This window comes from Streptomyces sp. NPDC042346, assembly GCF_055581845.1.
This window is the reverse complement of record NZ_JBVJEH010000002.1, coordinates 681,889-708,232: the sequence shown is the minus strand read 5'-3', so window position 1 is coordinate 708,232 and position 26,344 is coordinate 681,889. Positions and strand designations below refer to the sequence as shown.

The 26,344-nt window shown below is 73.2% G+C and carries 22 protein-coding genes; 13 read left to right on the top strand and 9 right to left on the bottom strand.

Going from position 1 to position 26,344, the window contains the following annotated elements:
• Nucleotides 1-20: 20 nt before the first annotated feature.
• Complete coding sequence (locus ACZ6K0_RS11860; protein WP_376398737.1) at nt 21-740, top strand: TetR/AcrR family transcriptional regulator; 720 nt, start codon at nt 21-23, stop codon at nt 738-740.
• Between the two features lie 52 nt (nt 741-792).
• Nucleotides 793-1,479 (top strand): hypothetical protein, encoded by a 687-nt coding sequence (locus ACZ6K0_RS11855; RefSeq protein ID WP_376398734.1) that lies wholly within the window; start codon nt 793-795, stop codon nt 1,477-1,479.
• Between the two features lie 78 nt (nt 1,480-1,557).
• Here the strand turns inward: ACZ6K0_RS11855 and ACZ6K0_RS11850 are convergent, their stop codons facing one another.
• Complete coding sequence (locus ACZ6K0_RS11850) at nt 1,558-3,129, bottom strand: pectate lyase family protein (RefSeq protein WP_469231776.1); 1,572 nt, start codon at nt 3,127-3,129, stop codon at nt 1,558-1,560.
• A 167-nt stretch (nt 3,130-3,296) separates the two neighbouring features.
• Here ACZ6K0_RS11850 and ACZ6K0_RS11845 point away from each other — a divergent pair, with 167 nt between their 5' ends.
• A complete protein-coding gene (locus ACZ6K0_RS11845) occupies nt 3,297-4,070 on the top strand; it encodes an ankyrin repeat domain-containing protein (RefSeq protein WP_376398727.1) in 774 nt (257 codons plus the stop codon).
• Nucleotides 4,071-4,175: 105 nt separating this feature from the next.
• Here ACZ6K0_RS11845 and ACZ6K0_RS11840 read toward each other — a convergent pair whose 3' ends face one another.
• Nucleotides 4,176-8,300 (bottom strand): molybdopterin-dependent oxidoreductase, encoded by a 4,125-nt coding sequence (locus ACZ6K0_RS11840; RefSeq protein ID WP_469232207.1) that lies wholly within the window; start codon nt 8,298-8,300, stop codon nt 4,176-4,178.
• Nucleotides 8,301-8,806: 506 nt separating this feature from the next.
• Here ACZ6K0_RS11840 and ACZ6K0_RS11835 point away from each other — a divergent pair.
• Complete coding sequence (locus tag ACZ6K0_RS11835; protein ID WP_376398724.1) at nt 8,807-10,540, top strand: BCCT family transporter; 1,734 nt, start codon at nt 8,807-8,809, stop codon at nt 10,538-10,540.
• A gap of 57 nt (nt 10,541-10,597) precedes the next feature.
• Here ACZ6K0_RS11835 and ACZ6K0_RS11830 read toward each other — a convergent pair whose 3' ends face one another.
• From ACZ6K0_RS11830 to ACZ6K0_RS11815, 4 genes are all read right to left on the bottom strand, one after another.
• Entirely contained in the window at nt 10,598-11,107 is a 510-nt protein-coding gene (locus tag ACZ6K0_RS11830) for a DUF6328 family protein (protein WP_376398722.1), read from the bottom strand.
• Between the two features lie 18 nt (nt 11,108-11,125).
• Nucleotides 11,126-12,406, bottom strand: a complete 1,281-nt coding sequence (locus ACZ6K0_RS11825; RefSeq protein ID WP_376398719.1) for a sugar ABC transporter permease — start codon at nt 12,404-12,406, stop codon at nt 11,126-11,128.
• Complete coding sequence (locus ACZ6K0_RS11820; protein ID WP_376398716.1) at nt 12,403-13,167, bottom strand: ATP-binding cassette domain-containing protein; 765 nt, start codon at nt 13,165-13,167, stop codon at nt 12,403-12,405. The genes ACZ6K0_RS11825 and ACZ6K0_RS11820 overlap by 4 nt, the downstream gene beginning before the upstream one ends.
• A 96-nt stretch (nt 13,168-13,263) precedes the next feature.
• Nucleotides 13,264-14,346: a sugar ABC transporter substrate-binding protein gene (locus ACZ6K0_RS11815; RefSeq protein WP_376398713.1), complete on the bottom strand. Its 1,083-nt coding sequence runs from the start codon at nt 14,344-14,346 to the stop codon at nt 13,264-13,266.
• Between the two features lie 233 nt (nt 14,347-14,579).
• On the opposite strand from ACZ6K0_RS11815, the gene ACZ6K0_RS11810 reads away from it, so the two are divergent.
• Entirely contained in the window at nt 14,580-16,079 is a 1,500-nt protein-coding gene (locus ACZ6K0_RS11810) for a long-chain-fatty-acid--CoA ligase (RefSeq protein WP_469231774.1), read from the top strand.
• A gap of 49 nt (nt 16,080-16,128) precedes the next feature.
• Here ACZ6K0_RS11810 and ACZ6K0_RS11805 read toward each other — a convergent pair whose 3' ends face one another.
• Both ACZ6K0_RS11805 and ACZ6K0_RS11800 read right to left on the bottom strand, forming a co-directional pair.
• The gene (locus ACZ6K0_RS11805) at nt 16,129-16,707 is read right to left on the bottom strand and encodes an antibiotic biosynthesis monooxygenase (RefSeq protein WP_469231772.1); all 579 of its coding nucleotides are present in this window, start codon (nt 16,705-16,707) and stop codon (nt 16,129-16,131) included.
• Between the two features lie 74 nt (nt 16,708-16,781).
• A complete protein-coding gene (locus ACZ6K0_RS11800; protein ID WP_376398704.1) occupies nt 16,782-17,033 on the bottom strand; it encodes an EF-hand domain-containing protein in 252 nt (83 codons plus the stop codon).
• Nucleotides 17,034-17,132: 99 nt separating this feature from the next.
• Between ACZ6K0_RS11800 and ACZ6K0_RS11795 the strand changes: the two genes are divergently transcribed.
• Nucleotides 17,133-17,768 carry a LysE family translocator gene (locus ACZ6K0_RS11795; protein ID WP_376398701.1) on the top strand — a complete coding sequence of 212 codons (636 nt, stop codon included), beginning with the start codon at nt 17,133-17,135 and terminating at the stop codon, nt 17,766-17,768.
• 28 nt (nt 17,769-17,796) lie between these two features.
• Here the strand turns inward: ACZ6K0_RS11795 and ACZ6K0_RS11790 are convergent, their stop codons facing one another.
• Nucleotides 17,797-19,503 carry an IclR family transcriptional regulator domain-containing protein gene (locus ACZ6K0_RS11790; RefSeq protein ID WP_469231770.1) on the bottom strand — a complete coding sequence of 569 codons (1,707 nt, stop codon included), beginning with the start codon at nt 19,501-19,503 and terminating at the stop codon, nt 17,797-17,799.
• A 195-nt stretch (nt 19,504-19,698) separates the two neighbouring features.
• Between ACZ6K0_RS11790 and ACZ6K0_RS11785 the strand changes: the two genes are divergently transcribed.
• Genes ACZ6K0_RS11785 through pcaDC form a run of 7 tightly spaced genes read left to right on the top strand, consistent with a single transcriptional unit; the run spans nt 19,699 to nt 26,307 of the window.
• Nucleotides 19,699-20,457, top strand: coding sequence for a CoA transferase subunit A (locus ACZ6K0_RS11785; RefSeq protein WP_376398694.1), 759 nt, complete (start codon nt 19,699-19,701; stop codon nt 20,455-20,457).
• Entirely contained in the window at nt 20,454-21,119 is a 666-nt protein-coding gene (locus ACZ6K0_RS11780; protein ID WP_469231768.1) for a CoA transferase subunit B, read from the top strand. The genes ACZ6K0_RS11785 and ACZ6K0_RS11780 overlap by 4 nt, the downstream gene beginning before the upstream one ends.
• The gene (locus tag ACZ6K0_RS11775; protein WP_469231766.1) at nt 21,116-22,378 is read left to right on the top strand and encodes a thiolase family protein; all 1,263 of its coding nucleotides are present in this window, start codon (nt 21,116-21,118) and stop codon (nt 22,376-22,378) included. Before ACZ6K0_RS11780 ends, ACZ6K0_RS11775 begins: the two co-directional genes overlap by 4 nt.
• 9 nt (nt 22,379-22,387) lie before the next feature.
• Entirely contained in the window at nt 22,388-23,140 is a 753-nt protein-coding gene (gene pcaH, locus ACZ6K0_RS11770; RefSeq protein WP_376398686.1) for a protocatechuate 3,4-dioxygenase subunit beta, read from the top strand.
• Nucleotides 23,137-23,712, top strand: coding sequence for a protocatechuate 3,4-dioxygenase subunit alpha (pcaG, locus tag ACZ6K0_RS11765; RefSeq protein ID WP_469231765.1), 576 nt, complete (start codon nt 23,137-23,139; stop codon nt 23,710-23,712). The genes pcaH and pcaG overlap by 4 nt, the downstream gene beginning before the upstream one ends.
• Nucleotides 23,699-25,102, top strand: coding sequence for a 3-carboxy-cis,cis-muconate cycloisomerase (pcaB, locus tag ACZ6K0_RS11760; RefSeq protein WP_376398682.1), 1,404 nt, complete (start codon nt 23,699-23,701; stop codon nt 25,100-25,102). Before pcaG ends, pcaB begins: the two co-directional genes overlap by 14 nt.
• On the top strand, nt 25,099-26,307 hold the full coding sequence (gene pcaDC / locus ACZ6K0_RS11755) for a bifunctional 3-oxoadipate enol-lactonase/4-carboxymuconolactone decarboxylase PcaDC (protein WP_469231763.1): 1,209 nt from the start codon (nt 25,099-25,101) through the stop codon (nt 26,305-26,307). The genes pcaB and pcaDC overlap by 4 nt, the downstream gene beginning before the upstream one ends.
• Nucleotides 26,308-26,344: the final 37 nt, after the last annotated feature.

Here is a 26,344-nt window from a genome sequence, read left to right as displayed (position 1 = left end):
CGAGAGAGAGCCCCGGACCCATGGCCGCCACCCCGTCACCCCCCGGCAGCCCCGCCTGGTGGGCGGCGCGTCCCGCCCCCGCCCCCGCGGCGGAGCCGAGGCGCGGCCGCCCCTCGCTCGACACCGCGCGCATCGTCGACACCGCCCTGCGCCTCGTCGACGAGCACGGCACCCCGGCGTTCTCCCTGCGCCTGCTCGCCGACGCCCTGAACTCCGGCACGGCCACCCTCTACCGCCACTTCGACGGCAAGGACGAGATCCTGGCGTACGTCGTCGACCGGGTCCTGGGCGAGGTCGACCTCGACGACCTCGCCGCCCGCGCCGACTGGCGGGACGCCCTCACGCTCACCGCCCACCGCTTCCACGACACCCTGCGCCGGCACCCCCACACCCTGCCGCTGCTGACGGCGCAGGTACCCGTCGGCCCCCACGGACTCGCCCAGCGGGAGCGCGTCCTGAGCGCCCTCCTGGCACACGGGCTGCCGGTGGACCTCGCCGCCCGCGCCTTCACCGCCGTCACGCACTACGTCATCGGCTTCACGGCCCAGCAGTACGGCCCCGCCGCCGCCCCCGACGACGGCCCCCGGCTCGCCGCCTTCTACCGGCGGCTCGACCCGGCCGCGTACCCCGCCGTCCTCCAGGCCGCCGAGAGCCTCACCTCCGTCTCCCTCGACGAGGAGTTCGACTTCGGCCTCGGTCTCCTCGTCCACGGTCTCGCGCACCTCCACCCGACCGGGTGAGCCCCGGGTGCGGGCCACGCAACGCCCGCCGCCCCGCCTCGTTGATCACGCCATGACCCACCACAACACCGGCCGGCGGACGTTCCGCTTCCTGACCACCGCCGTCGCCGCCCTGATGCTCGGGATCGCGGGCGCGCAGAGCACGTACGCGAGCCCCGGCGAGCAGCGGAACTGCCCCACCACCGCGGAGGTCTTCGCCACCGACAACACCGCGATCATCACGGATCCCGACGACCCGCGGCTCGACACCCGTCTGACGCGGTTCGGCCACGAGGTACGCGCGATCATCCGGGCCCACGGCGCCCGCCCCGGCGCCTCGGAGCTCCTGGACGGCGTCTTCTGGTCCACCGAACTGCGGCAGGCCACGTACGAGCGTTCGCGGGAGTTCGACGTGAATCGGGTCGGGCGCGACGGTCTCCACCACATCGCGGGCGTCATCGCCAAGCAGTACGACCAGGAGTCCGTGCTCACCTTCCGCTGTCTGCCGCGGACCTCGCCGGAGACCGATGCCGTGGAGATCGAGGTCCCGGGCGTCACCTCCGGTGATCTGCGCGCGGCCCTGCTCGCGGACGCCGAGGCCCGCGAGAGGCTCGGCGGCGGCTCGGTCACCCTCGACGGCCGGCTGATCCTCATCGCCCCGGTCGCCGACCTGGCGCTGGCCCGGACGTTCACGACCGCCCTCGGGGCCGACTGGAACGAGGCCCAGGTGCGGTACGGCGACCGCGAGTTCGTGAGCTGAGCCGGTACGGGCGGGACACGCCACCGTCCGCCGGGACCGGAGGTACAGGTCCCGGCGGACGGCCGTGAGGCGGCGCCGCTATCCGGCGTACGTCTCGAACTCGGCGACCTGCGGCGTGGCCGAAGAGCCGGTGATCTCGAAGGTGATCTTGCTCAGGGTGGTCCGGGCGAAGGTGACGGTCCCCGCGCCGCTGCCGGAGGAGAGGACGGCACCGGTGCCGGCGTCGAGGAGCCGCCAGGCTCCGATCCGGCCCGTGGCGCCGGCCGCCTCCTTGACGACCACCCGGGACACGGCGGTGGGGGAGCCCCACTTGATCGAGACGGATCCCGTCGTACCGGCCGGTGACCAGTAGGTGGTCAGGTCACCGTCCCGCACGTTGCCGTAGCTCGTCCCGTCGGCCTTGCCGGAACCGTCGGAACCGGCCCCGATGCTGAGGTTGGTCCCGCTGGACGGGGTCGGGGTGGGAGTGGTCGCCGTCGGCGTCGGGGTGGTCGCCGTCGGGGTCGGAGTGGTGGGGGTCGGGGTGGTCGGCGTCGGCGTCTGGGGCGAGCAGGCGCCGTTCGAGACCTGGAGGCCCTTGCCCGCGCCCGCCGTCTGGCTCACGACGCTCGGTACGCAGCTCGCCGCGTCGAGGGTGTAGGCGTACGGGATGGCGACCGTGGTGTTGGACTGCGGGTTCGGGCCCGCCGGGTTGTTCTCGGTGCCGGGGCTCGACCAGGTCACGTTGTCGAAGATGTTGCCGCCGACCTGCCAGTACCCGGCCGCGTCGGTGTAGAAGGTGCCGAGGACGTCCTTCGAGTCCTTGAAGTAGTTGTTGTCGACCTTGGCGCGCGCTCCGGCCCGGGAGTTGATCCCGGATTCGTTGAGCTTCACGTAGTAGTTGTTGTAGATGTGGGCGATGCCGCCGCGCAGCAGGGGCGCGCGGGAGTCGATGTTCTCGTACAGGTTGTGGTGGAAGGTGACGAAGCCGTTCGAGAGCTCGGTCTCACTCGACCCGATGAGGCCACCGCGGCCGGAGTTGCGCAGGGTGCTGTAGGACAGCGTCACGTACTGGGTGTTGTCCTTCATGTCGAAGAGGCCGTCGAACCCCGCCGACTCCCCGCCCGACGCCTCCAGGGTGGTGTGGTCGACCCAGACGTTGCGGACGTCGCTCTCCATGCCGATGGCGTCACCGCCGTTGGACGTGGGCGAGCCCGACTTCTTGACGTTCCTGACGGTCACGTTCTGGATGATGATGTTGCTGGACTCGCGGATGTGGATGCCCAGCTGGTCGAAGACGGCTCCGCTGCCGACGCCGACGATGGTGACGTTGCTGATCTGCTTGAGCTCGATCACCCCGGCGGCGGTGTTGCAGCTGGGGCCCGAGACCTTGGCGGTGTTGCCGTGGTCGACGGTTCCCTCGACCTCGATGGTGATCGGGGTGCTGCTGGTGGCCCGACCGCACAGGGCCTCATGGATCGCGGTGCCGGTGGTGGCCCGTACGGTCTGACCGCCGGCGCCGCCGGTGGTCCCGCCGTTCTGCGTCGCGTAGCCGGTGGCGCCGGCGGTCGCCGCCGATGCCTCGGGTGCCGACAGCACAGCCCCTGTCGCGGCCGCGAGGGCCAGGGTGGCCAGCGCCGCCTGGAGTCGCCGTGCGACTCGTCGCTTCATGATCGCCTTCCTTTGTTCGTCGTCGGAGGACGGGAGCCGGCCCCGCGTACCGGGCTCCCGAGCAAACATGGAAAGCGCTTTCTGTCGGCGAGGATAGGGTCGCGCCGCAGGGCTGACAAGGCTCCGCGCAGCCGGAGTTCGCGCGGACCGTGCGGCACCCTGTCCGTATGCCGACTCCGCGCTCCCTGCGCTCCCGGGACCCCTTGGCCGTGGCCGTCACCGAGGCCATCCGCTCCGGCGACCTCGATTCGCTGCGCCGGCTGCTCGCCGGGCACCCCGGCCTCGCGACGGTCCGGGTGGTCGAGGAACGGGAGGGGTGCGGCCCCGGCGGGCGGAGCCTGCTGCACCTGGCCGCCGACTGGCCGGGCCACGTGCCCCGCGGGCCCGAGACCGTCGCCGTACTGGTCGCTGCGGGCGCCGACCCGGGCACCCGCTTCACCGGGGCGCACCGTGAGACGCCCCTCCACTGGGCGGCGAGCAACGACGACGTCCCGATGATCGACGCCCTCGTCGCCGCCGGCGCCGACATCGAGGCCGACGGAGCCGTCATCGCGGACGGGACGCCACTCGCCGATGCCCGTGCCTTCGGGCAGTGGCGCGCCGCCCGCCGCCTGCTCGAACTGGGCGCCCGTCCCACCTTCCAGGACGCCGCGACGCTCGGGCTCGACGAGGTGGTCGAGGCGCGGCTCGCCGCCGTACCGCCGCCCTCCCAGGAAGAGATCACCGACGCGTTCTGGGGCGCCTGCCAGGGCGGCCGGCTCTCCACCGTCGTCCGGCTCCTGGCCTGCGGCGCGGACCTCGACCGGATCGGCTGGGGCGGCCTCACCCCGCTCGACATCGCCCGCGCCGGCGACACCGAGCACCATGCGGAGGTCGTGGCCTGGCTCACGGCCGGCGGGGCGCGCACCCGCGCCGAGGTCGACGCGGCCGGCCGGGACTGATCGGCCCCGAGAGCCGCCGGGACCACGCACAGGACCGGGGCGCCGAGCAGCGCCGCCGCGTCCGCGAGCGCGCTGCCCTCGGGAGGCCGCGCGTATGGCGACCGGTCAGTACACGTCCCGGACATAGCGCTTGTCGGCGGCGAGCTGTTTCACGTACACGGCCGCCGACTCCTCGTCGTGGCCGCCGTGCGTGACGGCGATGTCCCGCAGGGCCCGGTCGACGTCCTTCGCCATCCGGGCCGCGTCGCCGCAGACGTAGAAGTGCGCGCCGGACTGGAGCCAGGACCACAGTTGCGGGCCGTGCTCCCGCATCCGGTCCTGGACGTAGACCTTGGCGCGCTGGTCGCGGGAGAAGGCGGTGTCCAGCCGGTCCAGCGTGCCGTCGGCGAGGAGGGCGGTGAGCTCCTCCTCGTAGTAGAAGTCGGTGGCGCGGTGCTGCTCGCCGAAGAAGAGCCAGTTCGGGGCGCGGTGCCCGAGGGCGCGGCGTTCGTCGAGGAAGCCGACGAAGGGGGCCACGCCCGTGCCGGGGCCGATCATGACCATGGGCGTCGTGGGGTCCGCCGGGGGCCGGAAGTGCGGTGCGCGCTGGACGAAGACCGGGACGGGGGAGCCCGGTTCGGCGTCGGCGAGGAACGGCGAGCAGACACCCTTGCGGGGGCGGCCGCGCAGGCTCTCGTACCGGACGACGGAGACGGTCAGCGAGACCTGGTGGGGGTCGGTGAGCGGGCTGGAGGAGATCGAGTACAGCCGGGGCTTGAGGCGTCCCAGGACGTCGGCCCACTCCTGCGCGGCGGCGCGGACGGGGTGTTCGGCGATGACGTCCACGGCCTGGCGGCCCCAGGTCCACTGGGCAAGCCCGTCCTTGTTGTCGGGGCGCAGGAGCCTCTTCAGCCCGCGGTCGCCGGTCCGTTCCGTGACGAAGCCGAGGAACGCGGACGTCGTCCGGGTGATGTCGAGGTGGCGGTGCAGCGCCTCGCCGAAGGGGACGCCGCCGGGTCCGGAGAGTTCCACCGGGGCGTCCGCGTCGAGGCCGGTGACGGCCAGCCATTCGGCCACGAGGTCGGGGCAGTTGACGGGCCGGACGCCGAGCGCGTCGCCGGTCTCGTAGCCGAGCGGAGCCTCGTTGTCGCCGGTGTCGAAGGTGAACCGCCGTACTTCCTTCCCCGCCCCGGGCAGGGAGAGCAGCCGGTTGCCGACGAGCCGCGCGGGCGTGGTGGCGGGCCCCGGGCGGCGCGCGGGCGGCGGAGCGGCCGGTGACACGGAGGGGGCCGACGAGGCCCGGGGCGTCCGACCGCTGTCGGACAGGCCGGCGAGGACCTGGTCGAGCCAGGCGTGCGCGGAGGGCTCGAAGTCGGGTTCGCAGTCCGTACGCGGTGCCAGACGGACGGCCCCGAGTTCGTCGAGCCGGTGGTCCAGGCGCCGCCCGTGCCCGCAGAAGTCCCCGTACGAGGAGTCCCCGAGGGCCAGGACGGCGTAGCGCCGCCCGTCGAGCCGCGGGGTGTCGGGCGCGGCGAGCGCGTCCCAGAAGCCGGAGCCGTTGTCGGGTGCGTCCCCGTCGCCGAACGTGCTGGTGATCAGCAGCAGATCGGCGGTGGGAGGGAGGGCCGTGAGGTCGGTCGTGTCCATGCCGGTGAGGGCCGGCCGGTGCCCGGCCGCGAGGAGCCGTTCGGCGGTGGCGGCCGCGAACTCCTCGGCGTTTCCGGTCTGCGAGGCCCACAGCACGACGACCTCGCGGCCCGGCGCGCCCTCCGCCGTCCCGGCGTGCGTCGACGCCGCCGCGTCCTGCGGCGCACGGGAGTACAGGCCGGCGAGCACGCCGTTCACCCAGCGGGCGTGCTCCTCGCGGAAGGGCGCCCCGGGCGGCAGGACCGGCACCCCCGGCGTACCGGATTCCAGGCCCGCGAGGAAGCCGACGAGATACTGCCGTTCCTCGGAGCTGAGGACGGGCGGCGGGGTCGGCGCGAGGCCGAAGGCGGCGGCCGGCCCGGCCGGCACGACCCCGCTCGGGATCACCACGCGCGGGGCCACGACACCCGAGGCAACGGCATCGGGGGCCGCGACGCCCGGGGTCACGGCATCCGGGGCCACGACACCCGGGGCCGCGACGCCCGGTGAGCGGTCCGCCGACGGCGGTGCCTCCGAGGCCGTGTCCGTGGCCACCCTCGCCAGTGCCACCGCGCACACCTTCAGCTCCGGCTGGAAGGAGAGGGGATCGACGGCGTCGTTCGTGACGGCGTTGACGCACAGCCGCTCACCGAACAGGTCGTTCCAGTGGAAGGGCGCGAAGCAACAGCCAGGCCTGACCCGGTCGGTGACCACCGCGGGGAGCACGACCTGCCCGCGCCGCGAGGAGATCTCCACGGCGTCGCCCTCCGCGATGCCGAGCCGCAGGGCGTCCTCGGGGTGCACCTCGACGAAGGGCGCCGGGTTGAGCCGGTTGAGCTTGGCGACCTTCCCGGTCTTGGTGAGGGTGTGCCACTGGTGCTGGAGGCGGCCGGTGTTGAGGACGAACGGATGTTCGTCGTCGGGCATCTCGGCGGCGTCGATGTGCGGCCGGGGATGGAAGACGGCCCGGCCGCTCGCCGTGGGGAAGACGGGTCCCGTGCCGTCGCCGGCCACGTAGCGGATCGGGTTGCGGTCCGGCCCGCCGGCCGTCGCGGGCCATTGGACGGGGGTGTCGCGCAACCGCTCGTACGTCACGCCGCCGAGGTCGTAACCGGTCTTCGGGTTCGCGGCGCGACTGATCTCCTCGAAGACCTCCTCGGCGCTCTCGTACGCGAAGGCCTTCTCGTAGCCCATCGCGCGGGCGACGAGGGCGATGATCCGCCAGTCGGCGAGGGCCTCGCCGGGCGGATCGGCCGCCGGCCGGGCGAGGGTGAGGGTGCGCTCGCTGTTGATCAGTACGCCCTCGGTCTCGGTCCACAGCGCGGCGGGCAGGACGACGTCGGCGTACGCGGTGGTCTCGGTCTCGGCGAACGCGTCCTGGACGACGACGAGTTCGGCGGCCCGCAGGCCCGCGACGACCGTGGCGCGGTTGCCGACGGAGGCGACCGGGTTGGTGCAGATGATCCAGGCCGCCTTGATCTCGCCGTCCGCCATCCGCCGGAAGAGGTCGATCGTGCCGGTCCCGGAGCCGTCCTCGCGGAGGGTGCCCGGCGGGAGCTCCCAGAGGTCCTCGGTGAAGGCCCGGTCCTCGGCGACGAGGACCGAGCGCTGTCCGGGGAGGCCGGGGCCCATGTAGCCCATCTCGCGTCCGCCCATGGCGTTGGGCTGGCCGGTGAGGGAGAAGGGGCCGGAGCCGGGGCGGCAGATCGCGCCGGTGGCCAGATGGAGGTTGATCAGGGCGTTGGTGTTCCAGGTGCCGTGGGTGGACTGGTTGAGGCCCATGGTCCAGCAGCTGGTCCACTCCTCGGCCGTGCCGATCCACTCGGCGGCGGTGCGGATGTCCTGCTCGGGTATGCCGGTGAGCGCGGCGACGGCCGCGGGCGGGTAGTCCGCGAGGAACGGGGGCATCGCCTCCCAGCCCTCGGTGTGCGCGGCGATGAAGTCGGGGTCGGTGTGGCCGTTCTCGTGCAGGAGGTGCAGCAGGCCGTTGAGGAGGGCGAGGTCCGCGCCGGGCCTGATCTGGAGGAACAGGTCGGCCTTGTCGGCGGTGGCCGTCCGCCGGGGGTCGACGACGATCAGCTTCGCCCCGGCCTTGACCCGGTCCATCATGCGGAGGAAGAGGATGGGGTGGCAGTCGGCCATGTTGGAGCCGATGACGAGGAAGACGTCGGCCTTCTCGAAGTCGTCGTAGGAGCCGGGTGGACCGTCGGCGCCGAGGGAGAGTTTGTAGCCGGTGCCGGCGCTCGCCATGCAGAGCCGGGAGTTCGACTCGATCCGGTTCGTGCCGATGAAGCCCTTGGCGAGCTTGTTGGCGAGGTACTGCGCCTCCAGGCTCATCTGGCCCGAGACGTACAGCGCGAAGGCGTCGGGGCCGTGTTCGTCGACGACGGCCCGCAGCCGGCGGGCGGTCTCGGCGATGGCCAGGTCGGTGTCCACGGGGACGGGTGCGGCGGCGCGGTCCTCCCGGACGAGGGCGGTCGTCAGGCGTCCGGGTGCGGCGAGCATGTCGGCGGTGGTGGCGCCCTTGGTGCAGAGGCGCCCGCGGTTGGCGGGGTGGTCCTTGTCGCCGGTCGCCTTGAGGACCGTACGGCGGCCGTCGGCCCCCAGGCCGATGTCGAGGAGCATGCCGCAGCCCACACCGCAGTACGAGCAGACGGTCCGCACCTGGGCGGCGGCGTCGGCCCGGGGGGCCTGCGTGTCGTGTGGGGTCACCGGGGCGCCTCTCTGGGGAACCGTTCGAGCCCCGACCGTACGGAATGCCCGTTACGCCTGTGTCAACCGCGCCGATCATGGTCCGTAACGCCGGTCACACAGCGCCCGGGGACACGCTGTGAGGTCCCGGTCCCGGTCCCGGTCGCGGTCCCGGCCTTCCACGTCCCCGCGAACCGCTGGACGAAGGCGAGCGCCCGCACGCGCGGAAGGAGATGCCGAGGGGCGAGCGCACCCTCAAGGCATCCTGGAGAGCCGCGCCGCCACCTGACCCGGCGGCCTCCACCCGGTCCGCTGAGCGCGTCACCGGTCATCGCGCGGGCCGCGAAGGCCTGTTGGTCCACCGGGTCGGGGCTCGCCTGTGGTACTGCCTTACGGATACATCGTCCCGATTTTCCGTAATGCAGTGAAAGGTGTCCTCTGTGCCCCAGGAAGACGAGAGGCCGGACGGCCGCCGGGCAGGCGCCGAACGGGGAGGCCGGGAAGGGCTGCCGGTGACGGCCGACCTCCCCGGCCGTCCCGACCACCACCACCAAGCCCGTACCGACCGGGTCGTGTTCGGTGTCACCGCCGTCCTCACCCTGGCGTTCGTCGTCTGGGGAGCCACCGCCACGGACAGCCTGGAGAGCGTCTCCAGCAAGCTCCTCGAAGGACTGATCCGCGACGGCGGCTGGGCGTTCATGCTGGCCGCGTCCGGCTTCGTCGTCTTCGCGCTGTGGCTCGCCATCAGCCGCTACGGCCGGATCACCCTCGGCCAGGAGAACGAGGGCCCCGAGTTCCGGACCGTGTCCTGGATCGCCATGATGTTCAGCGCGGGCATGGGCATCGGCCTGATGTTCTACGGGGTGAGCGAACCCCTCGCCCACTACGGCACCCCGCCGCCCGGCACCCACCCCGTCGACTCGGCCGAGCGCATGCAGACGGCCATGGCCACCACGCTCTTCCACTGGACGCTCCACCCGTGGGCGATCTACGCCGTCGTCGGACTCGCCATCGCCTACTCCACGTTCCGGCGCAGGCGCCGCCAGACCGTCAGCGCCGTCTTCGTCCCGCTCATCGGCGAGCGCCGGGCGTACGGCGGGCCCGGCCGCTTCATCGACATCCTGGCCATCTTCGCCACCCTCTTCGGCTCCGCCGCCTCGCTCGGCCTCGGCGCGCTCCAGATCGGCAGCGGCATCGAGGAACTGGGCTGGCTGGAGAAGACCGGGACCGGGCTGCTCGTCGGCATCATCGCCGTCCTCACCGTGGCCTTCGTCTTCTCCGCCGTCTCCGGTGTGGAGAAGGGCATCCAGTGGCTCTCCAACACCAACATGGTGCTCGCCGTGGTGCTCGCCGTGTTCGTCTTCGTCGCGGGCCCCACGATCATCGTGCTCGACCTGCTGCCCACCTCCCTCGCCGCCTACATCGACCAGCTGCCGCAGCTGGCCGGCCGCACCGAGGCGACCAGCGGCGCGAACATCCACGACTGGCTCGGCAGCTGGACCGTCTTCTACTGGGCCTGGTGGATCTCCTGGACGCCCTTCGTCGGCATGTTCATCGCCCGCATCAGCCGGGGCCGGACCATCCGCCAGTTCATCGGCGGCGTCATCCTGGTGCCCAGCACCGTCAGCCTCGTCTGGTTCGCCGTCTTCGGCGGCACGGCGATGAAGCTCAGCGAACAGGGCGACCTGGCCGGGGAGAGCACCCCCGAGGGGCAACTCTTCGGCGTGCTTCAGGAGTTCCCTCTCACCGGCACCATGAGCCTGCTCGTGATGGTCCTCGTCGCGATCTTCTTCGTCTCGGGCGCGGACGCCGCCTCCCTCGTCATGGGCACGCTCTCCCAGCGCGGCGCCTTCGAGCCCACCCGCCCCGTGGTGGTGTTCTGGGGCATGCTGACCGGCGCGGTCGCGGCCATCATGCTCCTCATCGGAGACGGCCAGGGCGACGCCCTCGCGGGGCTCCAGAACCTCACCATCCTGGTGGCGGCCCCGTTCGTGCTCGTCATGATCGGCATGTGCGTGGCGCTCATGCGGGACCTGCGCGAGGACCCGCTCATCGTCCGTGGCGAGGTGGGCGAGGAGGCCGTAGCCGTCGCCGTGATCGCGGGCCACGAGCAGTACGACGGCGACTTCGAGCTCACGATCGGCCCCGGCACGACGGACCGGGACGGCGCCTGAGCGTCACCGGGCGGGCGGGGCCTCGCGACGACGGGGTCCCTACGGCGGGCGCGGCGGTCACTTCCCGCTGGTGTAGCGGGACCGCACCCAGAGGGGGAGGGCGAACCAGCAGAGCAGGTACCAGACGAAGACCCCGGCGACGATCCACGGCACGTACCAGCCGTTCGTGGCCACGCGCAGGACCAGGAGGAGCGCCGACGTCAGGGTCGCGAGCAGGAGCACGATGCCTGTCATGGTGAGGCGGGCGGCCCAGACGACGGCCCGGGGTTTGATCCGCCGCCCCGCCACGATCCGGTGGAACGCCACGGGGCCGATGAGCGCGCCGGTCGCCAGGGACGCGAGGACGATCGTGACCATGTAGATCGTCTTGTCGGTCCGCTCCAGACCCTGGAAGTGCGGGGTGAAGACCACGGTGAGGAGGAAGCCGAGGAGGATCTGCACACCGGTCTGCGCGACGCGGATCTCCTGGATGACCTCCAGCCAGCGCCGGTCGGCGCGCTCCATCTCGGTCTCGCTCCGGCCGTCGTCCCGGCCCTTCCCGCGATCGGCTCCGGCTTCCCTGGCCATCGGCGGCCCTCCGGTGGATCAGGCCCGGCCCGCGGCCTTCTGGCTCCTGCGGGACAGGGAGTCGACGACCACGGCGGCCAGCAGCACCGAACCCGTGATCATGAACTGGACGGCGTTGCTGACGCCCATGATGTTCATCCCCGACTGGATGGAGCCGATCACCAGCGCGCCGAGCAGCGCGGACCAGACGGAACCGCGTCCGCCGAACAGGCTCGTACCGCCGATGACCGCGGCGGCGATGACGTTCATCAGCAGGTTGCCGCCGCCGGACGTCTGGCTCGCGGACTGGATCTGGCCCGCCAGGAAGAGACCGCCGACCGCCGCCATGGTCCCGGAGATCGAGAAGACGCTCATCCGGACGAACGGCACGCTGATGCCCGCCCGGCGCGCGCCCTCGATGTTGCCGCCCACCGCGAAGATCCGCCGGCCGTACGTGGTGCGCCGCAGGACGAAGTCCAGGAGCACGAGCACGATCAGGAAGATCAGGAGCGCCAGCGGGAGCCCCTGGTACTGGTTGAGGATGTACGCGGTGACGAAGGCGATCGCGGCGATCACGACCGTACGCAGGACGATCTCGGCGATCGGCCGGGAAGGGACTCTGGCCCGCCTGCGCCGGCTCGCGTCCAGGAGCGACGCCAGCAGGAAGAGCCCGACCCCGACGGCCGCCGTCACATAGGCGGCGGCGGGGCTGTGGTAGATCGTCGAGTAGAGCTTGGAGACGACGCTCTCGCTGGGGATGTTGACCGTGCCGCTGCTGCCGAGGATCTGGAGCATCAGACCGTTCCAGGCGAGGTTGCCGGCCAGGGTGACGACGAAGGCCGGCACGCCGACCTCGGCGAAGAAGAACCCCTGGATGAGCCCGACGGCCGCGCCGCCCGCGATGGCGATCAGCAGGGCGAGCCACTCGTTCATGCCGTTCAGGACGTTGAGCACGGCGAAGATGGCGGCGCACAGGCCGCTGACCGAGCCGACGGACAGGTCGATCTCGCCCAGCAGCAGGACGAAGACGATGCCGATGGCGATCATGCCGGTGCCGACGATCTGCTGACTGAGGTCGGAGAGGTTCTGGGCCGAGAGGAAGGTGCTGTCGAGGCTGCCGAAGACCGTCCAGATGATGATCACGGCCAGGATGACGGGCAGCGAGCCGAGCTCTCCGCCGCGGAGCTTGCGCCGGAACTCCCCGACGTACCCCTTGATGCCCTCCTCGCGGACCAGGAGACGTGTGTCCACGGCCGGTACGGAACCCTTCGCCGGTTCCTGGGTGGCGGCGTCCTCGGCGCGGTCTCGGTCGCGGCTCATCGCTCCTCCTCCCGCTTGCGGGCCTGGCGGCGGGTGACGGCGCTGTCCGTGGCGCCGGTGATGGCGGAGATGATCTCCTCGGTGGTCGTGGATCGCTTGTCGAAGAAACCGTTGTTCCGGCCGAGCCGCATGACGGCGATCCGGTCGGCGACCGCCATCACGTCCACCATGTTGTGGCTGATGAGGATGGTCGCGAGGCCGTGCTCGCGGAGCCGCTCGACCAGGTCGAGCACCTCGGCCGTCTGTTCCACGCCCAGGGCGGCCGTGGGCTCGTCGAGGATGACGACCTTCGGCTCGCCGATCAGCGAGCGGGCGATCGCCACCGTCTGGCGCTGACCGCCGGAGAGCGAGGCCACGGGGATGCGGACGCTCGGGATGCGGATCGACAGGGTGTCGAGCAGCTCCCGCGCGCGCTGGTCCATGCGGACCTCGTCGAGCACGCCGAAGCGGCGCAGCTCGCGACCGAGGAAGAGGTTGGCGACGACGTCGAGGTTGTCGCACAGGGCCAGGTCCTGGTAGACGGTGGCGATGCCGAGGTTCTGGGCGTCATGGGGCCGGTTGATCGAGACGGGGCGGCCCTCCCATTCGATGACGCCCTCGTCGGGCGGATTCACCCCGGCGATCGCCTTGACGGCGGTGGACTTGCCGGCGCCGTTGTCGCCGACGAGGGCGACGACCTCGCCGGAGTGGACCTCCAGGTCGAAGCCCTTCAGGGCCTGGACCGCGCCGAACCGTTTGGAGATCCCCCGCAGTGTGAGCACGGCTGACTCCGGCAAAGGAACCGCCTCCTCCGCTCGCCCGCTCGCGCGGGCCGCTCCGCCCCACCGGGATGAAACGCCTCAGGGCTGCCGGAGGCGCTACTTCAGGCCGGCCTCCTCGCAGGCCGCGGCATAGGTCGGCGTGCAGATCTCGTCGACGGTGTACAGCCCGTCCTTGACGACGGTGTCCTTGATGTTGCTCTTGTGGACGACGACCGGTGTCAGCAGGTTGGCGGGGACCTTCTGGCCACTGCCGCTGGTGACGGTGGTGGGCGTCAGGTCGGCCGGGAGCGCCTTGCCCTCGGCGAAGTCGACGGCCATCGTGGCGGCGATGTCGGCCTCCGGCTTGTACGGCTTCTCGACGGTGATCGTCTGGGTGCCGATGAGGATCCGCTGGATCGCGTCGAGCTGTGCGTCCTGGCCGGTCAGCGGCACGTTCATGCCCGCCGCCTTGAGGGCGGTGGCGATGCCGGCGGCCAGTCCGTCGTTGGCCGAGTAGACGCCGACGATCTTGTCCTTGCCGAGGGCGCTGATCGCTCCGGACATCTGCTGGTTGGCGTTGTTCGGGTCCCAGTTCGGCGTGTCGTACTCCTTGCCGATCTTCACCTTGCCGTCCAGGACGGAGTGCGCGCCGGCCTTGAACTCGGCCGCGTTCGGGTCGGTCGGCGAGCCGTTGTGCATGACGATCTCGCCCGACTCGGCCTTGTCGCCGAGCGCGTCGAGGAGCGCCTTGCCCTGGAGCTCGCCCACCTTGAAGTTGTCGTACGAGACGTAGGAGTCGACGGGCCCCTGTGCCAGGCGGTCGTACGCCACGACCTTGACGCCCGCGTCATGGGCCTTCTGCACCGAGGACTGGATCGACTTGGCGTCCACGGCGTCCAGGATGAGCACCTTGTCGCCCTTGGCGAGCGCGGTGTTGACCTGCTGTTGCTGGGTCGTGGCGCTCTCGGCGGCGTTGTAGTAGTCGATCTGGGCGTCGGGGGCCAGCTCCTTGATCTTGGCCTCGATGTAGGGCCGGTCGAACTTCTCGTACCGGGTGGTCTTGCTCTCCGGCAGCAGAAGGCCGATCCGTACGTCGCCCTGCGCCGCATCGGGCGGGGCGGCTCCGCTGACGGACGCCGCCCCCAGGGCGAGCGCCGCGGCTCCGGCCAGGGCTATCGCGCTCCGCAATGTTCGGGTCATGGAAGGCTCCTCTCGCACGCCCTCTTCCCTCACCTGGTGAGCGCGGGACCAGAGGATGCACTTTGGCCTATATATCGACATTAGCGGCAAGCTGAGGACCGGCAAGCGGGTGAATGAACCGGCCGGTAACCTGGCCGCTGAGCGTCCGGCTCCCCGTGTGAAACGCAACCGCAGCGCAAGCGCCACGCAAGCGAAGCACGAACGAAGCACGAATGATCAGAAAGAGGTCGACGATGACCAATCTGGCTCTCAACCTGGCCCGTACCGCGGCGGCGCAGCCGGACGGCATCGCGATCCAGCTGGACGACCAGGCGCTGGACTACCGGTCGCTGGACGATCGCAGTGCCCGTGTCGCCGGCTGGCTGGAGAGCAAGGGCGTCGGACCCGGCGACCGGGTCGCGATCCTGCTGCCCAACATCCCGCACTTCGCCGTCGCCTACTACGGCGTGCTGCGCGCCGGAGCGGTCGCCGTGCCGATGAACCCGCTGCTCAAGTCCGGCGAGATCGGTTACGCCGCCGGGGACTGCGGGGCCCGGCTGATCCTCGCCTGGGGCGCGGCGATGCCCGAGGCCGGAGCCGCGGCGGCGGACCTCGGCATCGAGTGCGCCGACGTGACCGACCCGGGCTTCGGCGCCGCGCTCGCCGCCGTCGAGCCGCGCGCGGGGATCGCGGACCGGGACGTCGACGACCTCGCCGTGCTGCTCTACACCTCCGGCACCACCGGCCGCCCCAAGGGGGCCCGGCTCACCCACGGGAACCTGGGGTCCAACACCGCGACCGTCGCCCGCGTCCTGGGCATGACGGGCTCCGACACGGTCTTCGGCGGCCTGCCGTTCTTCCACGTGTTCGGCCAGACCTGCGGGCTGAACGCCGCCGTCCTCACCGGCGCCCGCGTCACACTGCTGCCGCGCTTCGACGCAGCGAAGGCCCTGGAGATCCTCTCCCGGGACCGGGTCACGGTGATGGAGGGCGTGCCCACCATGTTCGTGGGCCTGCTCGCCGCCGCCGACGCGGCCGGTTCGACCGGTCTCACGGACGGCGCCGGTCTGCGGCTCTGCGTGACCGGCGGCTCGGCGATGCCGGTGGAGGTCCTCCACCGCTTCGAGGCCGTCTTCGGCTGCACGGTCGTCGAGGGCTACGGCCTGTCCGAGACCTCCCCGGTGGTCACGTTCGGGTCGCTCGACGGGCCGCGCAAGCCCGGATCGATCGGCACCCCGATCGACGGCGTGCACGTCCGGCTCGTCGACGACGAGGGCAAGGACGTCGCGCGGGGCGACGTCGGCGAGATCGCCGTCCAGGGCCCGAACGTCATGCCCGGCTACTGGAACCGGCCCGAGGCCGACGCCGCCGCGTTCACCGACGGCTGGTTCCGCACCGGCGACCTCGCGCGGTGCGACGAGGACGGCTTCTACTTCATCGTGGACCGCAAGAAGGACCTGGTGATCCGCGGCGGGTACAACGTCTACCCGCGCGAGATCGAGGAGGTCCTGTACGAGCACCCGGCCGTGGCCGAGGCCGCCGTGGTGGGCGTCCCGCACGCGGTGCACGGCGAGGAGATCGCGGCCGTCGTCACCCTGCGGCCGGGCGCCGACGCCTCGGCCGACGAACTGCGCGAGTTCGTGAAGGCCCGCGTGGCCCCGTACAAGTACCCGAGGATCGTCCAGCTGGCGCCGGGGCTGCCCAAGGGCCCCACGGGCAAGATCCTCAAGCGGGAGATCACGATCGCGCAGTGACGGGCGAGGGGAGGGACAGGGCGGAAGACCCTGCCCCTCCCCTCCTCCCTCACCGATCGCCGCCGAGCCAGCCCCGGAGCAGCCGGCTGACCGCCGGCATCGCCACGTACGTCATGAGGACGTTGAAGACGCACGCCATGACGGCGCTGCTCAGCACGAGGGGCAGCGCGGTCAGACGGGGCGTCAGGAAGTAGCCGCCCAGCAGGGAGATGGGGTAGATCGCGAGGGTCGCGCTGATCGCCATCTTCCACCGGGGCGGCGCCGGCCGTGTCGAGCCCGGCTTGGCGAACCAGGTCTCCATGCCCGTCAGCCGGCGTCGCGCGACCTCGGTGTGGTGGTGGCCCCGGCAGTCCGCGAACCACGCGGCCCGCTCCGGGGACTCCTGCCAGGCCTGACACGCGGCCGCGTCCCGGAAGCGGTGGACCAGGAACCAGGGGGCGTCCCCGCCCGAGGAGCGGAAGAAGCCGTAGCCGAGGTGGCCGGGGAAGCGCGCGGCGCTCTCCAGGATCCCCTTCGCCCAGCGCTCGAAGGCGGCCTCATAACCCGGCTCGACCCGGCGGGCTATCAGCAGGGTCACCTCGCCGGAGTCGGCGGGGACATGCGCGTGCTCAAGGCTCACCGCGGTCATCGTTCTCCTCATGATCACAGCGCGCCCGGGCACACTCTACGCGGCGGCGACCCGCCTCCCGTCGGGCCGGGACGTCACCAGCCGAAGCGGCGGTCGACCACGGCGGCGAACTCCTCGAACGTCAGGACCTTGTCGCCGTTCTGGTCGGCGGCGTCGAACAGGGCGGCCGAGTCGTCGTCCCCTCCCACGCCCCAGACGGGGATGACCCCCTGCGCGACGAGCGTCGGCCCCTTGGAGCGCAGAGCGCCGACGACCTCGGCGAGGGTGAGGGTGCCGTCGTGGTCGAGGTCGAGCGCGTCGAAGAGTATGCGGGCCTTGTCGCTCATCGCGTGTCCTGTTTCCCTGGGGCGGTGGAGGTCTCCGTACGGAGGGACGCGGGGCCCGCGCGTCGGGTTGCCTCAGGTTCCACGATACGGTGGCCTTCCATGGCAACGAGTACCGCGCTGTGGTCCTTCGCCCTCGTCGTAGGGCTTCTCACTCTCACCCCCGGCCTCGACACGGCCCTCATCCTGCGCACCGCCGCCCTCGGCCGGCGCACCCGCGCATGGGGAGTCGTCCTCGGCATCCAGACCGGCACCCTCATCTGGGGCGCCCTCACCTCGCTCGGCGTGACCGCCCTCCTCACCGCCTCGCACCTCGCGTACGAGATCCTCCGCTGGGCCGGTGCGGCCTACCTGCTGTGGATGGCGGCCCGCATGATCATCGACACCTTCCGCGGACGCGGCGGGACCCCCGAGGACGTGGAGGTCGGCGCAGAGGTCGACACGCTCTCGGGCGGCTGGTGGCAAGGCACCCTGACCAATCTCCTCAACCCCAAGGTCGGCGTCTTCTACGTCGCCGTCCTGCCCCAGTTCATCCCCGTCGACGCACCCCACTTCACCACCGGCCTGCTCCTGACCGGTGTCCACATCACGCTCGGCATGATCTGGTCCACCGTCCTGATCGCCTCCGCCACCGCTCTCGGGACCTGGCTGCGCAAGCCCCGCTCGCGGCGGATCCTCGACCGGGTCACCGGCACGGTCATCGGCGCCTTCGCGGTCCGCCTGGCGGTCAGCGACTGACCCCGGCCCGGATGGGCGGGACCGGGGCTCAGGAGACGCGCACGGGGGACCAGCGGCTCACCGCGGCGAGGTCGGCGCTGATCGCGGCGGCCGTGCCGAGGAGGTGGGGGAGGAGCGCGGTCAGGCTCTCCTCCGCGGAGTGGCGGCCCGCGTGCAGCGCCACGTTGACGGCGGCGACCACCCGGCCCCGGCCGTCCGTCACCGGCGCCGCGAGGGAGCGCAGCCCCTCCTCCAGCTCCTGCTCCACCCATCCGTAGCCGCGCCGGGCGGTGTCCGCGACCGCCTCGGCGAGCGCCCCGGGCGTGGTCACGGTGCGGGGTGTCAGCGCCTCGGGCGTCACTCCCGCGAGGAACGCGGCGCGCTCCTCCTCGGGCAGCGCGCCGAGCAGGACCCGGCCCATGGAGGTGGCGTAGGCGGGCAGGCGGGTGCCCACCCTGATGTCGATGTGCATGATCCTGGAGCTCGCGACGCGGGCGACATAGCGGATGTCCTCCCCGTCGAGCACCGCGACGGACGCCGACTCGTGGACGCGGAGCACCAGTTCGGCGAGGTGCGGGGTGGCGATCTCGACGAGTGTGAGGCCCGAGACGCGGGCGTGTCCGAGCTCCAGGACGCGGGGGAGTACGCGGAAGCCGTCCTCGTCCTCCCGTACGTATCCGAGGTGGCGCAGCGTGATCAGCGAGCGCCGGGCGGTGGCGCGGGGGAGCCCCGTCAGCCGGGCGAGCTCCGAGAGCCGGGCCGGGCCGCGGACCGCGCCGAAGGCGCACAGGACGTCCAGGCCGCGGGCGAGCGACTGCAGGAAGCCCGACCCCAACTCCTCCTTGAGCTCCGCCGCACCCGGTCCCGCGGCCGGCGCGGAGCCCTCCGCGGCCGGGGCCGCCGCGAGGGCCGCCTCCATGGCCGCGACGGCCGCGCGCAGCGGCGGCAGGGCGACACCGGCCAGGGAGCCGATGTCGTGGCGGCTCGTGTGGCTGACCACGCTGACGGCGCAGACGACGGCGCCCGCCGGGTCGCGCACGGGCAGGGCGACGGCGATGAGACCGGCCTCGATGAGCTGGTCGTCCGCCGCCCACCCGTCCGCGCGGCTCCGGCGCACCCGGTCGCGGAAGCCGCTCTCCACGGCTTGGGGCTCGGCTCCGGGCACGGCCCCGGGCACGGCTTCGGACCCGGTGGGCGTACGGGGCGGGACCGCGGGAAAGCCGGTGTCCAGCGGGTCCTTCGCGTGCCGTTCCCGCCACGCCTCCCACTCCGCCTCGCCCCAGCCGGCGGCGAACAGCGCCCCCGGCGCGCAGCGTTCGGCGGGCAGGACGTCCCCGGCGCGGAACGAGATCGCCATCGCGCGCCGTCGCGCGGCCTGCGCCACGAAGCGCACCCCGTCCCCGTCGGGCACCGCCACGGACACGGACTCGTCGAGCTCGTCGGCGAGGGCGACGGCGTGCGGCCCGACGGCCTCGGGCAGTCCGGTCGACGACAGGTAGGCGTTGCCCAGCTCCGCCGCGCGCGGCGCGAGCAGCAGGTCGCGTTCCTCGGCGCGTACGTACCCGAGGCGCAGGAGCGTCGTGGCGACCCGGTCGACGGTCGACCGGGCGAGCCCCGTGGTGCGCGCGAGGTCGCCGGGGCGGTGGCGGATCCCCGGCCCCGAGGCCACCGCGCGCAGGACGGCCAGTCCGCGCTCCAGCGGCCCGACGAGCTCCTCCGGGGCCTCGTGCGCAGGGGTCTCCGTGTGCTGCGCCATGGTCTGGCCTCCTCCGGCTGGTCGCGGGCAGTGGGTACGGACCGTGGTCGCGGGCGGATCACGATGCGGAAACCGTACCGGGCGCCGTTGACACGGCCCGAAGCACGGGCGGACACTCACCCCGCGTTCGTTGCTGAACATAAGTTCATCAGGCGAACGCCTGTGGCGTCAATCCTCAGCGAAACGGGTCGTTACATGGACAAAGTGGTGACATCCGCCGCCGAAGCGGTGGCGGACATCGGAGACGGCGCCTCGCTCGCCGTCGGAGGCTTCGGACTGAGCGGGGTGCCGGACGTCCTGATCCGGGCCCTGCACACCCAGGGCGCCGGCCGGCTGAGCGTCGTGTCGAACAACTGCGGCGTCGACGGCGGCGGCCTCGGCATCCTGCTCGCCGACGGCCGCATCGTCCGCGTGACCGGCTCCTACATCGGCGACAACAAGGAGTTCGCCCGCCGCTACCTCGGCGGCGAGCTGGAGCTGGAGCTCACCCCGCAGGGCACCCTCGCCGAGCGGCTCCGGGCCGGCGGCTGCGGCATCCCCGCCTTCTTCACCCCCGCCGGCGTCGGCACCCAGGCCGCCGACGGCGGACTGCCCTGGCGGTACGCCCCCGACGGCGGCGTGGCGGTCGCCTCCCCGCCCAAGGAGGTCCGCGTCTACGACGGCCGTCCCCACGTCCTCGAACACGGCATCACCACCGACTTCGCCCTGGTCCGCGCCGCCCGCGGCGACCGCCACGGCAACCTCGTCTTCCGCCGCTCCGCCCGCAACTTCAACCCCCTCGCCGCCATGGCCGGCCGGATCACGATCGCCGAGGTCGAGGAGCTCGTGGAGCCGGGCGCACTGGACCCCGACGCGATCCACCTGCCCGGCGTGTTCGTGCAGCGGGTCGTCGCACTGACCCCCGAAGAGGCCGCCGCCAAGGGCATCGAGCGAAGGACGGTACGCACGCGATGAGCTGGACCAGGGACGAGATGGCGGCCCGCGCCGCCCGCGAACTGACCGACGGCTCGTACGTCAACCTCGGCATCGGACTGCCGACCCGGGTGCCGGGCTTCCTCCCCGAGGGCGTCGACGTCGTCCTCCAGTCGGAGAACGGCCTCCTCGGCGTCGGCCCCTACCCCGACGAGGACGAGGTCGACCCCGACCTGATCAACGCGGGCAAGGAGACCGTCACCGTCCTGCCGGGCTCCTCCTTCTTCGACTCCGCGCTCTCCTTCGGAATGATCCGCGGCGGCCACATCGACACCGCCGTCCTCGGCGCCATGCAGGTCTCCGCCCGCGGCGACCTCGCCAACTGGGCCGTCCCCGGCCGGATGGTCAAGGGCATGGGCGGCGCGATGGACCTCGTCCACGGCGTCCGGCGCGTCGTCGTCCTCACCGAGCACACCGCCAAGGACGGCACCCCGAAGATCGTCGACACCTGCACGCTGCCGCTCACCGGCCGCGCCTGCGTCCACCGGATCATCACCGACCTCGGCGTCCTCGACGTCACCGACGACGGCCTCGTCCTCGTCGAGACCGCGCCCGGCGTGAGCGTCGACGAGATCACGCGCCGCACCGGCGCGCCCGTCTCCGTACCCCCGGCCGCCGCCGAGCACGTGGAGGAGACCCCGTGACCAAGGACGTCTACATCGTCGACGCCGTACGGACCCCGGTCGGCCGCTACGGCGGCGCGCTCGCGGGCGTCCGCCCCGACGACCTCGCCGCCCACGTCCTGCGCGCCCTGCTCGGCCGTACGCCCGCGCTCGACCCGGCCCGGATCGACGACGTGATCCTCGGCAACGCCAACGGCGCCGGCGAGGAGAACCGGGACGTCGCCCGGATGGCCGCGCTGCTCGCCGGAATACCGGTGACCGTCCCCGGCGTCACCGTGAACCGCCTCTGCGGCTCCGGCATGGAGGCCGTGATCCAGGCCTACCGCGCCGTCGCCGTCGGCGACGCCTCGGTCGTCCTCGCCGGCGGCGTCGAGTCGATGAGCCGCGCCCCCTGGGTGCTGCCCAAGCCCGACCGCGCCTACCCCGCAGGGCACCAGCAGCTCCACTCCACCACCCTCGGCTGGCGCATGGTCAACCCGCGCATGCCCGCCGAGTGGACGGTGTCCCTCGGCGAGGGCGCCGAACTCGTCGCCGAGAAGCACGGCATCGGGCGCGACGCGCAGGACGCCTACGCCCTCGCCAGCCACGCCAAGGCCGCCGAGGCCTGGGCGACCGGCGCCTTCGACGCCGAGGTCGTCCCCGTCGACGGCACCGGGACAGGCACGGGCGCGGGCTCCGGCGCAGGCGCAGGCGCGGGCACGGCCACCGGCGCAGGCACCGGCCTCGGCCAAGCCGTCCTCCACCGCGACGAGTCCGTCCGCGCGGACACCTCCCTCGCCGCCCTCGCCCGCCTCAAGCCCGCCTTCCGCCCGGACGGCACCGTCACCGCGGGCAACGCCTCCCCGCTCAACGACGGAGCCTCCGCCCTCCTGATCACCGACGAGGCGGGCCTCCGCGCCACCGGCCGCGAACCCCTGGCCCGGATCACCGCATCGGCCGTCAGCGGCATCGAACCGCAGTACTTCGGCCTCGGCCCCGTCGAAGCCGCCCGGCGCGCACTGACCCGCGCCGGCCGCACCTTCCCCGACCTCGCCACCCTGGAACTCAACGAGGCCTTCGCCGCCCAGGCCCTCGGCTGCCTCGCCGAGTGGCCGGAGCTCGACCCCGCCGTCGTCAACCCGCACGGCGGAGCCATCGCGCTCGGCCACCCCCTCGGCTCCTCCGGATCCCGGCTCGCCGGAACCGTGGCCCACCAGCTCGCCGCCCGCGGCTCCGGCACCGGCCTCGCCACGCTCTGCATCGGCGTCGGCCAGGGACTCGCCCTCGTACTGGAAAGGTGACGGAACGTCATGACACTGACACAGCAGGACATCTCGCGCGAGATCGAGGGCGAGCGGAAGGACTACCTCGCCGCCGGCGAGGTGCGCCACCACCCCGCCCGGGACTACGCCCCCTACCGCAGCAGCGCGCTGCGCCACCCCCTCCACCCGCCGGTCGCCGTCCACGACCCCGAGGCGGTCGAACTCTCCGGACCCGTCTTCGGCGTCACCGACGTCACCGAGACCGACGCCGACCTGACCCTGGCCCACGCGGGGGAGCCGCTCGGCGAGCGGATCACCGTCACCGGCCGGGTGCTCGACCGCGCCGGCCGGCCCGTCCGCGGCCAGCTCGTCGAGCTGTGGCAGGCCAACGCCGCCGGTCGCTACGCCCACCTCCGCGACCAGCACCCGGCACCGCTCGACCCGAACTTCACCGGCTTCGGCCGCTGCCTGACGGACGACCGGGGCGCGTACACCTTCACCACCGTCAAGCCCGGGGCCTACCCCTGGCGCAACCACGACAACGCCTGGCGCCCGGCGCACATCCACTTCTCGCTCTTCGGCACCGCGTTCACGCAACGGCTCGTCACCCAGATGTACTTCCCCGGCGACCCGCTCTTCGCGTACGACCCGATCCTCCAGTCCGTCACCGACGACGCGGCGCGCGAACGGCTCGTCGCCACCTACGACCACGACCTGTCCACCCCCGAGCGGTCGCTCGGCTACCGCTGGGACATCGTCCTCGACGGCCCCGCCGCGACCTGGATCGAGGAAGGCCGATGAGCCGCGACCCCCTGACCGCCCTCCCCACGCCCTCGCAGACCGTGGGCCCCTTCTACGGCTACGCCCTGCCCTTCCCCGGCGGCCCCGACCTCGCGCCCGCCGGACACCCCGACACCCTCACCGTCCACGGGTACGTGTACGACGGCGCCGGCGCCCCCATCCCCGACGCGATCGTGGAGATCTGGCAGCCCGGCCCCGACGGCGACCGCTCCGGAGCCCCCGGCTCCCTGCGGCGCGACCCCGTCACCGGCGGGTACGCGGGCCGGGACGGCGTCACCTTCACCGGCTTCGGGCGGATCGCCACCGACGCCGACGGCCACTGGGCGGCCCGCACCCTTCCGCCGGGCGGCGTCCCGTACCTCTCGCTCTGCGTCTTCGCCCGGGGCCTGCTCCACCACCTCTACACCCGGCTCTACCTGCCGGGCCCGGCCACCGACGCCGACCCGCTGCTCGCCGGGCTCGCGCCCGAGCGGCGCGCGACGCTCCTCGCCACGGAGGAGCGGCCGGGCGTCCACCGCTTCGACATCCGCCTCCAGGGCCCGGGAGAGACGGTGTTCCTTGACTTCCGCTGAGCCGGAGGGGCGGGACGCGGACGCGTCCGACGCGTACGACACCGGGCTGCTCAGCCCCGTCAGCGCGGGCACGGCGGCCGAGCGCGCCACCGGCGACCGCGCCTTCCTCCAGGCGATGCTCGACGCCGAGGCCGCGCTGACCAGGGCACAGGCCGCCCTCGGTCACGCCCCCGGCCCGGCGGCCGAGGCCGTCACGGAGGCGGCCCGCGCCGACCGGTTCGACGCGCGCGACCTCGCGCTGCGCGCCCGCGAGGGCGGCAACCCGGTGATCCCGCTCGTCGCCGCGCTCACGGCCGCCGTCCCCGCCGACGCCGCGCCGTACGTCCACCGGGGCGCGACCAGCCAAGACGTCCTCGACACCGCCGCGATGCTCGTCGCGGCCCGTACCGTCCCGCTGATCACCGCCGCACTGCACCGGGCCGCCGAGGCGTTCGGGCGGCTCGCCGCCGCCCACCGGGACACCCCCATGGCGGGCCGCACCCTCGGCCAGCACGCCGTGCCCACCACCTTCGGGCTCAAGGCGGCCGGCTGGCGGCACCTCGTGCTCGACGCGGCGGACCGGCTCGCCGCGCTGCGATTCCCCGCCCAACTGGGCGGCGCGGCAGGCACCCTGGCCGCCTTCGAGTACCTCGCGGGGGTGCCCGGCAGCGGACCGGAGCTCACCGAGCGGTACGCGGCCGAACTCGGCCTCGCCGCACCCGTCCTGCCCTGGCACACCCTGCGCACCCCGGTCGCCGACCTCGCGACGGCGCTCGCGTTCACCGCCGCCGCCCTCGGCAAGCCCGCCGCGGACGTCCTCCTGCTCGCCCGCACCGAGACCGGCGAACTCGCCGAGGCGAGCGGCGGCGGCTCCTCCGCCATGCCGCACAAGAGCAACCCCGTCCGCGCCACCCTCGTGGCCTCGGCCGCGCGCCAGGCCCCCGCGCTCGCCGCCGTGCTCCTCGGCTCGCTCGCCGCGGAGGACGAGCGGCCCGCCGGCGCCTGGCACGCCGAATGGCAGCCGCTGCGGGAGCTGCTCAGGCTGGCGGGCGCCGCCGCCCACCACACCGCCGCACTCGCCGAAGGGCTCCGCGTCCGGCCCGACCGGATGCTCGACAACCTGCACCGCACCCGCGGTCTCGTGACGAGCGAACGCCTCGCCGCCGCCCTTGCGGACGTCCTCGGCCGGGCCGAGGCCCGAGCCCTGCTCGACCGGCTCTCCCGGCGGGCGGCGGAGGAGGGGACGGAGCTCGCGGAGCTGCTCGCCGCCGCCCCCGAACCGACCGGCCGGATCACCCCGGAGGAGCTCCGCGCCCTCGCGGACCCGGCGGCCGCCACCGGCGCCGCCCCCCTGCTCGTCGACCACGCCCTGCGGAGGCAGCCCTCCGCCGACCCGGAAGGCCGCCCGTGACCAGCGTTCTCCACCACCGGACCGACGGCCCCGCCGACGCGCCCGTCCTGATCCTCGGTCCCTCCCTCGGCACCTCGCTCGCCGTCTGGGACGCCCAGGTCCCCGCCCTGGCCCGCCGCCACCGGGTGATCCGCTACGACCTGCCAGGCCACGGCGCGACCCCCACCGGGACGCCGGACGCCACCACCCCTGGGACGCAGGACGCCACCGCCCCCGGGACGCCGGACCCCGGCGCCACCGGCATGGCCGATCTGGCGGCCCTCGTCCTCGACCTCGCCGACCGGCTCGGCGTCGAGCGGTTCGCGTACGCCGGCATCTCCCTCGGCGGCGCCATCGGCGCCCACCTCGCGGTCCACCACCCCGAGCGGGTCACCGGCCTCGCCCTCGTCTGCTCCTCGGCCCGCTTCGGCGAGCCCGCCGGCTGGCGCGAGCGGGCCGCCCTCGTCCGCGCGGAGGGCACGGCCGCCGTGGCGCAGGCCGCCCCCGGCCGCTGGTTCACCCCCGACTTCGCGGGAACGCACACGGCCCGCCGGCTCGTGGACGACCTGCTCGCCGCCGACCCCGAGGGCTACGCGGCCTGCTGCGACGCCCTCGCCGGGTACGACCTCCGCGACGAGCTGTCCCGCATCACCGTGCCCACCCTCGTCCTCGCCGGGCGCGCCGACCCGGCCACACCCCCGGCGCACGCCCGCGAACTCGCCGACGGCATCCCCGACGCGAGCCTGCTCGAACTCGCCGGGGCCGCCCACCTCGCCCCCGCCGAGCGGCCCGAGGCGGTGCTCTCCGCGCTCCTCGGCCACTTCGGCGTCCCCGACTCCGACGACAGCCGGTACGCCGAGGGCATGGCGGTCCGCCGGGCCGTCCTCGGCGACGCCCATGTGGACCGGGCCGTCGCCCGGACCACGGACTTCACCGCCGACTTCCAGGACTACATCACCCGCTGCGCCTGGGGCGAGATCTGGACCCGCCCCGGCCTCGACCGGCGCACCCGCAGCTGCCTCACCCTCACCGCCCTGATCGCCCACGGCCACCAGGAGGAGCTGGCGATGCACGTCCGCGCCGCGCTCCGCAACGGACTCACCCCCGAGGACATCAAGGAGGTGCTGCTGCACTCCGCCGTCTACTGCGGGGTGCCCGCGGCCAACTCCGCCTTCGCCACCGCGCAGCGCGTCCTCGCCGAGGACGGCATCCCGCTCTCCCTCTGACCGCCCCGCCCCGACCGTCCCGCCCCCCTGCCACCTT